Origin of the sequence: Lawsonibacter asaccharolyticus (assembly GCF_022453915.1) — a bacterium.
GTDB classification, from domain to species: domain Bacteria; phylum Bacillota; class Clostridia; order Oscillospirales; family Oscillospiraceae; genus Lawsonibacter; species Lawsonibacter asaccharolyticus.
Window position 1 is genome coordinate 2684119 of sequence record NZ_CP091870.1, and the last position, 13796, is coordinate 2697914.

Sequence of the window (13796 nt, forward strand, 5' to 3'; positions counted from 1 at the left end):
GCTCACACCCGCCGGATGGCGGAGACGCTGTCGCTGATCTGCCTGGCCACCGCAGGGTTGTTCATGGTGTAAAGGTGGATGCCGTCCACCCCGGCGGCCACCAGGTCGGAGATCTGGTCGATGGCATAGGCGATGCCCGCCTCCCGCAGGGCCTCCGGGTGGTCGCCGTACCGAGCCAGGATGCGGGAGAGCTTCCGGGGGATGGAGGCCCCACACAGGGATACCATCCGCTCGATGGACTTCTGGTTCAGCACGGGCATGATGCCCGCCTCGATGGGCACCGTGATGCCCGCGATGCGGGCCCGCTCCAGGAAGCGGAGGAAGTCCTCGTTATCAAAGAAGAGCTGACTCACCAGATGCTGGGCGCCGGCGTCCACCTTCTGCTTGAGGTAGCGCAGGTCGCTTACCGCGTCGGGGCTCTCCGGGTGCCCCTCAGGGTAACAGGCGGCGGACACACCGAAGTCCCCCCGCCGGCGGATGAAGGCCACCAGCTCGTCGGCGTGGAGGAACTCCGTCTTTGGGGGATAGTCCGGGTTCCGGTCCCCCCGCAGGGCCAGCACGTTCTCTACGCCGTCTGCCTTCAGGTCATAGAGCAGCTCGGTCACCTCCCCCCTGGTGGCGGTGATGCAGGTCAGGTGGGCCATGGCGGGGATGTGGTACTGCTTCTGGATGATGGCCGCGATCTCCCGGGTGGACTGGTTCACCTGGGAGCCACCGGCTCCGAAGGTAACGCTGATAAAGTCGGGTTTAATATCCTTCAGCCCGTCCAGGGTCTGATAGATAGTGTCCACGGGGCTGTCCTTCTTGGGTGGAAACACCTCACAGGAAAAGACGGTCTTCCCCTTTCCGAACAATTCTGCTATTTTCATGGCTGCTGCCTCCTTGATCAAAATTGAGATTTTCAGGGATGGACCATACACAAGGTCCCCTCCTGGGGCATTCGGTCATCCCACTCGTAGGTGACCAGGTACTCCGTTCCCGGCTGAAGGAGCTCCCATGCCAGCTGGGGGCACCACAGTGTGATCTCATACCCCTCCGGATGCCGGATCACCGCCTGCAGCCCCTGCGCCGGCACAAGGACCGTCTCTGTGACCTGGGCCAGAACGGTGGCGGTGGAGCGGTGGGATTGCTCGATCAGATAGCCCCACTGCACCGCCAGCAGGACCGCCAGGGCCCCACAGAACGCCAGCTCCCGGCGCAGTGTCTTTCCCCGGGCCCCTTTCACCAGCGTAATGGCCAGCCAGACCGCGGTGGTCAGGGCAGACACATAGGGGAGCATAGACAACAGCTCATGGGCCCCATAGCCGATCACCTCATAGATAGCGTATCGGGAACAGACCGCATCAAACAGGTAGGCCACCCACAGCAGGGCGCCGGAGAGGAGAATAATGATCCGGATCAGGCCGCGCTCTTTCACAAGATCTCTCCTCTCTCTTCACCAGGCCGCTACCGTGCCGTCGCACCGGGGCTCGGTGCCGCCGGCCAGGGTGCCGTCCTCCATCCGCCAGATGATCTGCCCCCGTCCCATGTCCAGGTTGGAGTTGCAGATCTCCACCTGGTGGCCCATCTCCGCCAGGCGCAGGCCGATGTGGGCGGGCACCTCCCGCTCCAGCTGGATGCGCTTCCCACCGGTCCACTGCATCCGGGGAGCGTCCAGGCACTCCTGGGGGTTCATGTGGTAATCCACCGTGTTCACCACCACCTGCACGTGGCCCTGGGGCTGCATGAAGGCCCCCATCACGCCGAAAGGACCCACCGCCGTCCCTTCCTTCATCAGGAAGCCGGGGATGATGGTGTGGTAAGACTTCTTGCCGCCGGCCAGGCAGTTATCGCTGCCCTCATCCAGGGAGAAGTTGGCCCCCCGGTTCTGGAGGCAGATACCGGTACCCGGGATGCGGATGCCCGCACCGAAGGTGGTGTAGTTGCTCTGGATGAAGGAGACCATGTTGCCCTGGGGGTCCGCGGTGCACAGGTAGATGGTTCCGCCGCAGGAGGGGTCCCCCGCCTGTGGCAGCAGGGCCCGTTCTCCGATCAGGGCCCGCCGCCGGGCAGCATAGTCCTCCGAGAGCAGGTCGGCCACCCGGGTCCGCATGTACCGGGGGTCCGCCACATAGGTCCTGGTGTCCGCGAAAGCCAGCTTGATGGCCTCCAAAATCTTATGGTAGGTGTCGGCGCTGTCCCGCTCCTGGGAGAGGGGCAGGCCCTTCAGGATATTCAGCGCCATCAGCACGGTGATCCCATGGCCGTTGGGCGGGATCTCGCACACGGTGTAGCCCTTGTAGTCCGCGGTGATGGGCTCCACCCACTCCGGGCGGTAGTCCTGGAGATCCCGCTCCTGGAAAAAGCCCCCCGTCTCCCGGCTGAAGGAGACCATCCGCTCCATCAGGCTCCCCCTGTAGAAGCTCTCACAGCTGGTGGCTGCCAGCTCCTCCAGAGTGTCAGCGTACTCCGGCCAGCGGAAGATCTCTCCCGCCCGGTATGGGGTGCCGTCCGCCTTCATCATCCGCTCCCACCAGGGGCGGTGGGGGGCCGGGTCCCGCTCCATAGCCCGGCCGATACGGGGGCCGTCCAGTGCCCACTGGACCGCCACGTTCACCGGCACAGCCACCCCCTCCCGGGCGTAGGAGGCCGCGGGGGCGAACAGCTCTTCAAGGGGGCGGGTCCCGAAGCGCCGGTTGAGCTCTGCCCATCCCCCGGGGGCGCCGGGCACCATGGTGGGCAGCCAGCCCTCTTTAGGCATCTCCCCGAAGCCCCGCTCCCGCACCAGGGCGGCGGACAGAGCTGCAGGGGACACGCCGCTGGCGTTCAGGCCGTACAGCTTTTTCTCCCGCTCCACCCAAACCAGGGCGAAGCAGTCCCCCCCGATACCGTTTCCTGTGGGCTCCAGCAGGGGCATGGCGGCGGCCATGGCCACCGCCGCATCCACGGCATTTCCTCCGGCCTTCATCACATCCAGGCCGACCTGGGCCCCCAGGGGGACGGAGGTACAGGCCATGGCCCGGCGGGCGTACACCACGCTGCGGCGGGAGGGATAGGCGTATCTGTGGGGATCAAATAAGACCATTTCGGCTGCCTCCTCTCAGTTGGCTGGGCTGCGCTTGCCCGTCCAGCGCTCCGCCCGGATGGCAAAGACGGATACCCGGGCCACGGCGGGCTCCGGCATCTCCCAGTTTCGCCCGGTCATATGGCGCATAATGGCGTTGAGGGCCTCATATTTCTCCTGCGGCTCGGTCAGCTCCCGGATGGTCCCGCTGCCCATGATGCTGCGGTAGGCACAGCTGTAACTGCACGCCTGCTCCGCCGTCATCAGCTGGTGGCCGCAGTCCATCTCAAAGGCCACCGCCCCGCCCCGGCGGAACGCCGCCGCCTTCCGCCCCTCCCGGGCCGAGTGGAGGTAGAGGGTCAGCTGCCCCTCTGTCAGGTCGTAGCCGTAATTCACAGGGACGATGAACATCCCCTCCGCATCCTGGGTCCCGATCCGCACTGTGTTGCAGTCCCGCAGGATCTCCTCCAACTGCTCCAGGTCTTTGACTTCCTTCTCCGCTCTGCGCATATCCAGATCCTCCTTATCTCCTTCCGGTCCCGCCCCGGGGCACTCAGATGTCCAGCTCCAGCAGTACCGGGCAGTGGTCGCTGCCCTCCACCGTGGTCAGGATCTCCGCCCGCTTGATCTTGTCCCGGAGGCGGTCAGAGACGATGAAATAGTCGATGCGCCACCCCGCGTTGTTCTTCCGGGCGTTGAAGCGGTAGGACCACCAGGAGTAGATCCCCTCCGTGTCCGGGTAGAGATAGCGGAAGCTGTCTGTAAAGCCGGAGGAGAGCAGGCAGGTCATCTTTTCCCGCTCCTGGTCGGTGAAGCCGGCGTTGTTCCGGTTGGTCTTTGGGTTTTTCAGGTCGATCTCCCGGTGGGCCACGTTTAGGTCCCCACAGTAGACCACCGGCTTGTGCCGGTCCAGGGACATGAGGTAGTCCCGCAGGTCGTCCTCCCACTCCATGCGGTAGTCCAGCCGCTTCAGGCCGTCCTGGGAGTTGGGGGTGTAGCAGCAGACCAGATAGAAGCCCTCATACTCCAGGGTGATGAGCCGCCCCTCGTGGTCGTGCCGGTCCTTGTCCATACCGTAGGCCACAGCCACAGGCTGGTGGGGGGTGAAAACAGCGGTGCCGGAGTATCCCTTCTTCTCCGCAGAGTTCCAGAACTCCAAGACCCCTTCGTTCAGCTCCACATCCGCCTGTCCCTGCTCCATCTTGGTCTCCTGAAGGCAGCAGAAGTCGGGTGCCTCCTGTCGGTAAAAGTCCAGAAACCCCTTTTTCAGGCAGGCCCGCAGGCCGTTCACATTCCAGGAAATGAATTTCATAGGCATCTCCTCTCTCCCTCCGTCGGAACTTTGGATGGACCCTATTATACAAAGACGTGCCCCGCTTGGCAAGAACAGATTGATTTTTCCGCCCTTCTCCGCTATAATAGAAAAATCTGTATGTGCTCACCAGGCGTTCCATCCCGGCTCTGCCGGATGAGCTTCTGTTCCAAATCCCTTTCAAAAGGAGTATTCGACATGGGAAAAACCGTCATTCCCGAGGGATACCGCTCCCTCCTCAGCCTCTATGAGACCCAGAAGGCCATCAGCCTGCTCAAGCGTCTGTTCGAGGACCGCCTCGCCGGTGCCCTGCGCCTGCACCGGGTGTCTGCCCCCCTGTTCGTCTCCGCCTCCTCCGGCCTCAACGATGACCTGAACGGGGTGGAGCGCCCCGTCTCCTTTGAGATCAACCGGGTGGAGGACACCGCCCAGGTGGTCCACTCCCTGGCCAAGTGGAAGCGCCTGGCTCTGAAGCGCTATCAGTTCCACCCCGGAGAGGGGCTCTACACCGACATGAACGCCATCCGCCGGGATGAGGAGCTGGACAACCTCCACTCCGCTTACGTGGACCAGTGGGATTGGGAGAAGATCATCACCCAGGAGGACCGCACCCGGGACTATCTGAAGCAGACGGTGAACGCCATTGTCCGCGCTCTCGTGGATACCCAGTCCTTCCTGCGCTCCGTTTTCCCCCAGCTGTCCGCCCTGCCCGAGCTGCCCGGCCAGGTCACCTTCGTCACCGCCCAGGACCTGGAGGATCTATATCCCCAGCTCTCCCCCAAGGAGCGGGAGAACACCATTGTCCGGGAGCACGGTGCGGTGTTTCTCATGGAGATCGGCGGAAAGCTGAAGTCGGGTCAGCCACATGACGGCCGGGCCCCGGACTATGATGACTGGAACCTGAACGGCGACATTCTGTTCTGGGACAGCGTCAATGGCCAGGCTATTGAACTCTCCTCCATGGGCATCCGGGTCAGCCCAGAGTCCCTGGACCGCCAGCTCACCCTGGCAGGCTGTGACAGCCGCCGCTCCCTCCCCTTCCACCGGATGCTGCTCAACGGTGAGCTGCCCTTGACCATGGGGGGCGGCATCGGCCAGTCCCGGGTGTCCATGCTGCTGCTGGGCAAGGCCCACATCGGTGAGGTGCAGAGTTCCCTGTGGGACCCCGACACCGTCCGGGCCTGTGAGCAGGCCGGCGTGGTGCTGCTGTGACCAGAGCATCCTCGCCGCCCTGAGCTCCCAGATGCGCTCCTTGCAGAAGTTTTACCCCAGAAACGAGAGGGCCGCCCCTGCCGGGGCGGCCCTCGATCTTTTCTCCTTGATCCCGCTGTGCCCTCCCGCTCTCCTGCGGACAGGGACCATTTTCATGTGTATTCCAGCAGGAAGCGCCCCACGCTGGCCATGGCCTGGCCCGCCTTTTTGATGGGGAACATCTGAAACACGTGCCACATGTCGGTCCAGACCTCCAGCCGGCATGGGACCCCCGCCGCCTGCATCCGGTCCCGCAGGCGCACGGAATCGGACAGCAGCAGCTCGTTGCTCCCCGCCTGGATCAGTGTGGGCGGGAAGCCCCGGAAATCCCCGAACAGCGGGGACAGCATGGGGGAGGTCAGCTCCTGGTCCCGGGCATAGGCCCCACGCACCGCCCGGATATAGTCCAGGGTGATGGTGGGGTCCAGCTCCGCCCGCTCTGTATAGGACTTCCCACTGGCCGTCATATCCGTCCATGGGGACATGAGGATCAGCCGGGCAGGCAGCCGCCTGCCCTCCTGCTTCAGCCGGTGGCACAGCACCAGCGCCAGGTTTCCTCCCGCCGAGTCCCCCGCCACCGTCACGTCCCGGGCCCCGTAGCCTTGGCGCATCAGATGGTCCCACGCCTTCATCGCATCGTCCACCGCCGCAGGGAAGGGGTGCTCCGGGGCCAGCCGGTACTCGAAGGAGAGGGTGTCCCAGCCCGTCACGCCGGACAGCTTGGAGGCCAGCGGCCGGGAGTAGCCCAGATTTCCGCTGGTATAGCCCCCGCCGTGGCAGTACAGGATGGCGTGGTTCCGGTCATAGCTCCGCTCAGGCCGCACCCAGGCCGCGTTCATCCCCTCCAGCTCAAAGGGGGCCCACTTCATCCCGATCATGGGGGTGATGAGCCTGCCCAGCACCTCCTGAGCCGCCCGCTGCCGCTTCAGGTCCTCCGGGCGCATGGACTCGGGCGAGCTGGCCGAGTGGATTGCCTTCAGGGCCCTCATCATGGGGGCCAGGCGGCGCTCCTCCGCCTCCGCCCGCTGGGCGGGGGTGGGATGGGTCACCCGCACCCGTCTTCCTCTCTCTTTCAGTGTCATCGTTCTCACCTTCCTGTTCTGGGACCTGGATCATGACAAGCCTACCACATCCGGCCGCGTTTGGCAATGGCCTCTCCCCGTCGCCTTGTTTGCGGTGCCGGGAAAAGCTGCGGCGTTCTGACAAAATCGCGCGGGCAGGTGCGCACGCCTTGCGGCGGGCGTGGAGATACGGTATGATGGACCTCATCTAACTGCCGTATTCCTCCCCCCTGCCCCCGAAGAGCCCAGGCTCTCCGAAGTGGCGTGAGGCCCACGAGGCCAGGGGAAGGACCGATCCGCCTCCCGCCCACGGCATATTCTTCAAGCAGCTCTCCCTGCGCAAGGTCAGAAAAGGCACGCCCACGCCGCAGCGAATAGGAGCGTTGAATTTTATACTTTTTCCCCTCCCCTTGTACTTTCCCCCAGGAGATGCTACACTGATATCACAAAGGAAAGGAGGCGCCGCCATGTCCAAGACGCCCAAAGGTCCCCCTGACTGGTACCGGCTGGACAACGCCGGCGTCCTCTACTCCGCTCTCCAGCGGGAGAAGTACTCGCCGGTCTACCGCTTTTCTGCTGTCCTGTCCCAGCCGGTGGACCCCGCCGTCCTCCAGCGGGCAGTGGACCGAACCATGCCCCGGTTCCCCGGTTTCCGCGTCCGGATGAAGCCCGGGGTCTTCTGGCACTATTTCGAGCCCAACGACAGCCCCGGCCCCTTTGTCCGTCCGGACATGTCCAACCCCTGCCAGCCCATCCGCTTCCGGGAGGACAACGGATGGCTGGTCCGCTTCTTCTACTACCAGAGCCGGATCTCCCTGGAGGTGTTCCACGCTGTGTCTGACGGGGCGGGGGCTCTCACCTTTTTCCGCACCCTGCTGGCGGTCTACCTCCGGGAGCTGGGACACCCCATCCCCTGCGGCCCCGGCCTGCTGGACGTGGATGCTCCCCCTCGTCCGGAGGAGCTGGAGGATGCCTACGCCCGGTACGCGGGCAAGCGGGTCCTGCGGGACCGCTGGCAGGAGACCGCTTTCTCCAACACCAGCCAGGCGGAGCCCTTCTACACCCTGAATGTCACCATGGGCTTTCTGCCCGTGGACCGGCTGAAGGAGATCGCCGCCCGGTACGGCGCCTCCATCACCGAATACCTCTCCGCAGTGCTCCTCCAGTCTATCCTGGAGAATCAGGAGGTCCAGCGCCCCCGCCGTCCCAGGCCCGCGGCTCTGGCCATTCCCATCGATCTCCGGGGCTGGTTCCCCTCCGCCACCCTCCGCAACTTCATCCTCACTGTCCGGCTCTGCGTGGACCCCACCCTGGGGCCTTACACCTTCCCTGAGCTGGTCCGATACGTCCACCACTACATGCGCCTGCACATCAATCCCCAGGAGATGCGGGCCCGCTTCACCGGCAATGTCCACTTCACAACCAACCGCTTTCTCCAGCTGATCCCCATCTTCCTGAAGAACCCGGTGATGTCCCTCTCCTACCAGCTGGTGGGGGTGCGCCCCTTCTCCGCCACCTACACCAATCCCGGCCTCTTCCGGGTCCCGCCGGAGATGGCCCCTCACATCCAGCGGATGGAGGTCGTCCTGGGGCAGGCCACCCGGCCCTCCCCTCACTGCGCCTCCATCAGCTATGGCAATACCATGGCTGTCACCTTCGCCGGCACCGGCACCTCCAGCGAGACGGAGCGGCGCTTTTTCACCCACCTGGTACGGGAAGGCATCCCCGTCAAGGTGGAGTCCAACCGGACCCGCTGAGGTCCCTGGGAGGTGTTCTGTATGTCCTATTGTGTCAACTGCGGCGTGGAGCTGGATTCCACCGCCTCCTTCTGCCCCCTCTGCCGCACCCCGGTGGTCAACCCCCGACAGCCGGTGGACACCGGCTCTTCTCCCCCCTTCCCCACCGAACGGCGGGAGGTGCCCCCCGCCTCTAAGGCGGAGTTGGCCATCCTGGTGTCCTCCATGCTGGCCTCAGTGGCGGTGTGCTGCGGCCTGCTCAATCTGGTGCTGCGCAGCGGCCATATCTGGTCCCTCTATGTCATCGGCGCGGCAGCCATGCTGTGGGTCTGGCTGGTCCCACCGCTGCTCCTGCGCACCATGCACCTCTATCTCCGCCTGTCTGCAGATGTGCTGGCCGTCGCCCTCTACGTCTTTCTGATCTCCGTGGATCTGGACGGCTCAGCATGGTATTGGCATCTGGCCCTGCCCATCATCCTGCTTCTGGGGGCGGCGCTGCTGTTTCTGGGCTTTATGATGGGGGCCAGGCCCCGGAGCACCCTTTCCCGCATCACCCTAGTCATCGGCACCACCGGCGTTTTTCTCTCCGGCGTGGAGCTGCTCATCGACCGCTACTTCCTGGGCCGCTGGCAGCCGGGCTGGTCCCTGGTGGTGCTCACAGTATGCGCTGCCCTGGTCATCCCCCTCATCGTGGTGCGCCGGGTACCGGCCCTGCGCGAGGAAGTGCGCAGGCGCTTTCATCTGTGATCCGCTCCCCGCTCCTCCCGGGAGGGCCAGCAGCCTGCTGGCCCTCTTTTTTCGCCCCACTTCGACATTTTTATGAGAATTTAAGAAAAACTTATCACATCCGCCACAATTCTGTGATACCATAGGGACTATGCAGGCTGGCGCGCCGCCGGCCTCCACTGTCCCGCGAATCTAAAGAGAAGATCGAGGTCCCTCATGAAACATCTCCTGAAAATCACCAGCGCGGTCCTGGTCCTGCTCCTGTGCGCCCTGGGCGGCGTCTTTCTGTGGCGCAGCGGCTTCTTCGCCGCCCTCTCCTCCCAGCAGGCCCTTCAGGACTATATTTCTCAGTTCGCTCCCTACTCCCACCTCTGTTTTTTCCTGCTCCAGTTCCTGTCTGTGGTGCTGGCCCCCATCCCCAGCAACCTCAGCGCCGCCGCCGGCGGGATGCTCTTCGGCACCTGGCCCTCCTTTTTTCTTACCATCGCCGCGGTCCTCTCCGCCTCCCTGCTGGTCTTTCTCCTGGCACGCGCGCTGGGCCAATCTTTTGCGGACCGCCTGGTGAGCCGGGCCATTTCCGACAAGTACCTCTCCATCGTCCGGGCCAAAACAGACACTTTCCTCATCCTGGCCTTTCTCCTGCCCTTCTTTCCCGATGACCTGCTGTGCATTCTGGCCGGGCTCACCGCCATCTCCACCCCCCGTTTTCTGGTGATCGTTGTGCTCACTCGTCCCTGGGGCCTGCTGGTAGCCAGCGCCTTGGGCGGTGCCACCCTGACTCTCCCTCTTTGGGCTATGGTCCTGCTGGGGATCATCGGTGTGGCCGTCTTCCTGCTGGGGATGAAATACGGCGACCGCTGGGAGGAGTCCATCCTGAAAAAATTCCGTCATACAAAGGAAGATAGCTCCCGGCCCTGAACACAAAAATTTTCGGATTTTTTGATTTTCCCCTTTACAAGCAGCTGTTTCTGTGGTATGATTCTTTCGTAATAAGAATTATTACTATTTGGAGGGCCCTATGGAACGCGCCACAAGATACAGCAGAAAACGGGAGGCCATTTTGAACGCGATCCAGAGCACCGACTGCCACCCCTCCGCCGAGTGGGTCTATCAAACTCTGAAACCCACCCACCCCGACCTGAGCCTGGGGACGGTCTATCGCAACCTAGTCCTGTTCCAACAGCAGGGCCTGATCCAGAGCATCGGCGTCGTCAAGGGACAGGAGCGGTTCGACGGGTGCATTGCCCCCCACAGTCACCTTATTTGCACCTGCTGCGGCGCTGTGATGGATCTGCCCCATCCCATGCTGGATGACGGCGATCTGGATCAGACCGTCAGCGCGCAATATGGGTTCTTGGTCCAGCGCCATGAGCTCATCTTCTACGGCACGTGTGAAAATTGCCAAAATAAAATAAAACAGGAGGAAAAATTATCATGAAAAAGTTTGTCTGTTCCGTTTGCGGTTATGTGTACGAGGGCGAGACCGCGCCCGACTTCTGCCCCATCTGCAAGGCTCCTAAGGACAAGTTCGTGGAGCAGGTGGGCGAGATGAAGCTGGCTGCCGAGCATGAGTTCGGCATCTATGCCAAGACTGTGAAGAACAACCCCGATATCAGCGCTGAGGACAAGAAGTACATCTTTGACCAGCTCATGGCCAACTTCAACGGCGAGTGCTCCGAGGTGGGCATGTACCTGTGCATGGCTCGCGTGGCCCACCGGGAGGGCTATCCCGAGATCGGCCTGTACTGGGAGAAGGCCGCCTATGAGGAGGCCGAGCACGCCGCCAAGTTTGCTGAGCTGCTGGGCGAGGACCTGGAGGCCAACATGAAGGCTGACACTAAGGCCAACCTGGCTTGGCGTGTAGACTGTGAGTACGGCGCCACCAACGGCAAGTTCGAGCTGGCCGCCTGCGCCAAGAAGAACGGCCTGGACGCCATCCATGACACCGTGCACGAGATGGCCCGGGACGAGGCCCGCCACGGCAAGGCTTTCGAGGGCCTGCTGAAGCGCTACTTCGGCTAATCAATACCGGATAAACGGCCAGTTAATAAGCACTTTTTGAGAGGGAATCGGGAAACCGGTTCCCTCTCTTTTTGCGCTTCCGCCGCGCAGGTGTGCAAGTTGGGTGTAACTTTTCTCCGTATCACACTTTTTTGACTTTCACATGTGCAACTTTCTTGAATTGCACCTATATTAAGTGGTTTTTCTCCTAATATCGAAAAATAAAGCAAAACTGATAACTTATGAGAAATTTTCACTTCTTTTGAACAACTTGCAAGAACAAACTGGTTTCCAAGGTGGAAGCCCCCATGGAAGAAGCTCAAGCCAAGACCAACGACATCCGCGACACTATCAAGGCTGAAATTTTGGTGCGTGAGGTTGAGGAACTGACCGCAGGGACTTACATCATCCACTGGGCTTCTGTCCTCTCCAATCACTTCGATATTACTGGCTTCAAGAAGGTCTATGGCAACCTCTACAAAGCCTTTTACCGCCTTCCTTCCAAACTTTTTAATTTTACCCCCTTGACAAAATATCGATATTTCGTTATTCTGATATTGCGATATGCAAATGCATTCGTACACATAATTCGAAGCCTGGTCTTCAGAAAGAGGTAATTATGATTAGAAAGACAATTAAGGTAAGCGACAACAATTTTAGGAAGTTTGATGATCCTCTTGGCAACGAAACTCCGAGAAAGTACATTTTCTATGCCAAGACCTGCGATGTCCCCGAGGGTATTCCCATGTCCACAAACCCCCGCGATCAGAAACTCAACTCTACTGTGGCAAATGCAATCACAGAGTCTCTGCTGAGTAATGACGGCCAGTTCCACCTGAAGAACAGAGGCATCATTCTCTCCGCAAAGAGAGTGCGTTATGATAACCGCTTGCAGGAAGTAACCATTGATTTCGAGGATGAAAGCTGCCATGGCAACATTGATGGCGGACATACCTACAAGATCCTTCTTGAGAACAAGGATAAAGTCCTGGAACAGTATGTTCAGTTTGAAGTAATGACTGGCGTCGAAGCAATGATTGCCGATCTGGCTGAAGCTCGTAATACTTCTATCGCAGTCGATGCAAAGTCTATGGCAGAACTGAGAGAGAAGTTCGATCCCATCAAGGAAGGCCTCGAGGGACTTCCCTTCTTTAATAGAATTTCCTTTAAGCAGAATCAGATCACAAAAGACACCGATACCAAAAAGGCTCTGAAAATGATCGACGCGCGCGATATCGTTTCTATCATTTGTATGTTCAACATCGATAAGTATAACAGTGCGGAGCATCCTACCAAAGCATACTCTGGCAAACAGGCCATGCTGAATGAGTATTTGGACGACCCCGAGCACTACAGAAAATTTGTGAATGTCATTCCCGATCTGTTTGATCTTTACGATGCCATCGAAACTGAGTTTGCTGTAGCTTATAACGAGAATGGTCGTATGTACGGTCGAAAGTCCTATTCTGGCTACAAAGAGGGCAGCCCCGTCGGCAAGAGTAAATTCTGTATGAGTGATATTTACTACAAAATTCCCGATGGTCTTCTCTATCCCATTCTGGCGGCATTCAGAGTTCTTCTCGAGTATGATATCACCTCAGGCAAGTATAAGTGGATGGACGGCAAAGATCCCATCGCTGTTTGGAACAAGCACAAAGTCGGACTCACAAGAAGTGTTATGGATTTGGCTGGCTCTTTGGGCGATAAGCCTACTGTTTTTGGAAAAGACCCCAGCCTTTGGAATTATGCTTACATGGTACTTTCGAGCATGGAGGGAATTAGTCTGGTATGAGCTACCGTGTCAAACTTCGTGTTAAAGAACTTCTTGAAGAGGAAGGTATAACACAGAAAAAACTCGCCGAGATGGCGGGAGTACGGGAATCAACAATAAGCGATATTGTGAGAGGCACTCGAACTGTTATCAATTTTGAACACTTAGGTAAGATTGCCACCGCATTGGAGATTAGCGATATCAGAAAGATCATTGATCTCGAAAAAGTGTAAAACTGATCAAAGGGGTGTTTACCACCCCTTTTTTCTGTCGGCATGTTATAATTATAAGAACCCCGCACAAGGAGGTAAAATCTATACCCAACTACGGAAATTACTACATTTGCAACCGACTTCTTCTTTTGAAAGAATACCTCCAAGCCAACGCCGAGCCCAAATATTCCATAAAATGCAGAGCATAGGGAGCATACTTGACCAAAAAGTGCTTTCCATTAGACGAGAATACCTTGTATGCCGACTTTGCCGTTTCGATATTGTCTTTGGCCCCCATCTGGAATATGAGCAGCATTTGTTTCTGGCTCTAATTGCCTCCGTCTCTGTCTTCGTAGGATTGCCGAACTTGTTATTTCTCTTGCGGACATCCTTCTTTGGGCCATCCACCGCGATGGTGTATTGGAACATCCAATGCTTATTTGCTAGTGACTAAACACCTGCATCATCCAGTTTATCCATGATATGTCTCCCAAAAGTGGATAGAAAGTCAGCACTTTCCCGAAAACGCCTGCTTTGGGCGTTGGCTGTTTGTTATTTAGAATGGAGACGGAGGCAAAAGTCTTGCAATTACTGCATTTCCATAGGACGCAAAACGGCCTGCTGATCCGGCGAGGATAGACGGCCCGGGACGAGGCCCGCCGCAGCAAGGCGTTCGAGGGCCT

General features: G+C 59.7%; 15 protein-coding genes. 9 read left to right on the forward strand and 6 right to left on the reverse strand.

What is annotated here, in order from left to right; all coding sequences use genetic code 11:
* Positions 1-2: 2 nt before the first annotated feature.
* From metF to L9O85_RS12900, 5 genes are read right to left on the reverse strand one after another with little or no spacing between them, the layout of a single operon-like run.
* A complete protein-coding gene (gene metF / locus L9O85_RS12880; RefSeq protein ID WP_050623405.1) occupies positions 3-869 on the reverse strand; it encodes a methylenetetrahydrofolate reductase [NAD(P)H] in 867 nt (288 codons plus the stop codon).
* Between the two features lie 32 nt (positions 870-901).
* Entirely contained in the window at positions 902-1417 is a 516-nt protein-coding gene (locus L9O85_RS12885) for a hypothetical protein (RefSeq protein ID WP_108980519.1), read from the reverse strand.
* 18 nt (positions 1418-1435) lie between these two features.
* Positions 1436-3064 (reverse strand): gamma-glutamyltransferase family protein, encoded by a 1629-nt coding sequence (locus tag L9O85_RS12890; protein ID WP_108980518.1) that lies wholly within the window; start codon positions 3062-3064, stop codon positions 1436-1438.
* A gap of 15 nt (positions 3065-3079) precedes the next feature.
* Positions 3080-3553: a pyridoxamine 5'-phosphate oxidase family protein gene (locus L9O85_RS12895; protein WP_301578843.1), complete on the reverse strand. Its 474-nt coding sequence runs from the start codon at positions 3551-3553 to the stop codon at positions 3080-3082.
* Positions 3554-3596: 43 nt separating this feature from the next.
* Positions 3597-4355, reverse strand: a complete 759-nt coding sequence (locus L9O85_RS12900) for an exodeoxyribonuclease III (RefSeq protein WP_108980516.1) — start codon at positions 4353-4355, stop codon at positions 3597-3599.
* A gap of 198 nt (positions 4356-4553) precedes the next feature.
* Between L9O85_RS12900 and asnA the strand changes: the two genes are divergently transcribed.
* Positions 4554-5567, forward strand: coding sequence for an aspartate--ammonia ligase (asnA, locus tag L9O85_RS12905; protein ID WP_301578844.1), 1014 nt, complete (start codon positions 4554-4556; stop codon positions 5565-5567).
* Positions 5568-5719: 152 nt separating this feature from the next.
* Here the strand turns inward: asnA and L9O85_RS12910 are convergent, their stop codons facing one another.
* Positions 5720-6688, reverse strand: coding sequence for an alpha/beta hydrolase (locus L9O85_RS12910; protein WP_301578845.1), 969 nt, complete (start codon positions 6686-6688; stop codon positions 5720-5722).
* 446 nt (positions 6689-7134) lie between these two features.
* Between L9O85_RS12910 and L9O85_RS12915 the strand changes: the two genes are divergently transcribed.
* The 8 genes from L9O85_RS12915 to L9O85_RS12950 all read left to right on the forward strand — a co-directional run bounded on the left by L9O85_RS12915 (position 7135) and on the right by L9O85_RS12950 (position 13134).
* Positions 7135-8424, forward strand: coding sequence for a hypothetical protein (locus L9O85_RS12915; RefSeq protein WP_301578847.1), 1290 nt, complete (start codon positions 7135-7137; stop codon positions 8422-8424).
* Between the two features lie 21 nt (positions 8425-8445).
* On the forward strand, positions 8446-9150 hold the full coding sequence (locus L9O85_RS12920; protein ID WP_108980513.1) for a DUF6320 domain-containing protein: 705 nt from the start codon (positions 8446-8448) through the stop codon (positions 9148-9150).
* 195 nt (positions 9151-9345) lie between these two features.
* Positions 9346-10047 carry a TVP38/TMEM64 family protein gene (locus L9O85_RS12925; RefSeq protein WP_050623396.1) on the forward strand — a complete coding sequence of 234 codons (702 nt, stop codon included), beginning with the start codon at positions 9346-9348 and terminating at the stop codon, positions 10045-10047.
* Between the two features lie 100 nt (positions 10048-10147).
* Entirely contained in the window at positions 10148-10567 is a 420-nt protein-coding gene (locus L9O85_RS12930) for a Fur family transcriptional regulator (RefSeq protein ID WP_050623395.1), read from the forward strand.
* The gene (locus L9O85_RS12935) at positions 10564-11151 is read left to right on the forward strand and encodes an NADH peroxidase (RefSeq protein ID WP_050623394.1); all 588 of its coding nucleotides are present in this window, start codon (positions 10564-10566) and stop codon (positions 11149-11151) included. Before L9O85_RS12930 ends, L9O85_RS12935 begins: the two co-directional genes overlap by 4 nt.
* A 287-nt stretch (positions 11152-11438) precedes the next feature.
* Positions 11439-11747 (forward strand): hypothetical protein, encoded by a 309-nt coding sequence (locus tag L9O85_RS12940; protein WP_301578849.1) that lies wholly within the window; start codon positions 11439-11441, stop codon positions 11745-11747.
* A 2-nt stretch (positions 11748-11749) separates the two neighbouring features.
* Positions 11750-12922, forward strand: coding sequence for an AIPR family protein (locus L9O85_RS12945; RefSeq protein ID WP_050623392.1), 1173 nt, complete (start codon positions 11750-11752; stop codon positions 12920-12922).
* Positions 12919-13134, forward strand: coding sequence for a helix-turn-helix transcriptional regulator (locus L9O85_RS12950; protein WP_050623391.1), 216 nt, complete (start codon positions 12919-12921; stop codon positions 13132-13134). The genes L9O85_RS12945 and L9O85_RS12950 overlap by 4 nt, the downstream gene beginning before the upstream one ends.
* The last annotated feature ends 662 nt before the right edge of the window (positions 13135-13796 follow it).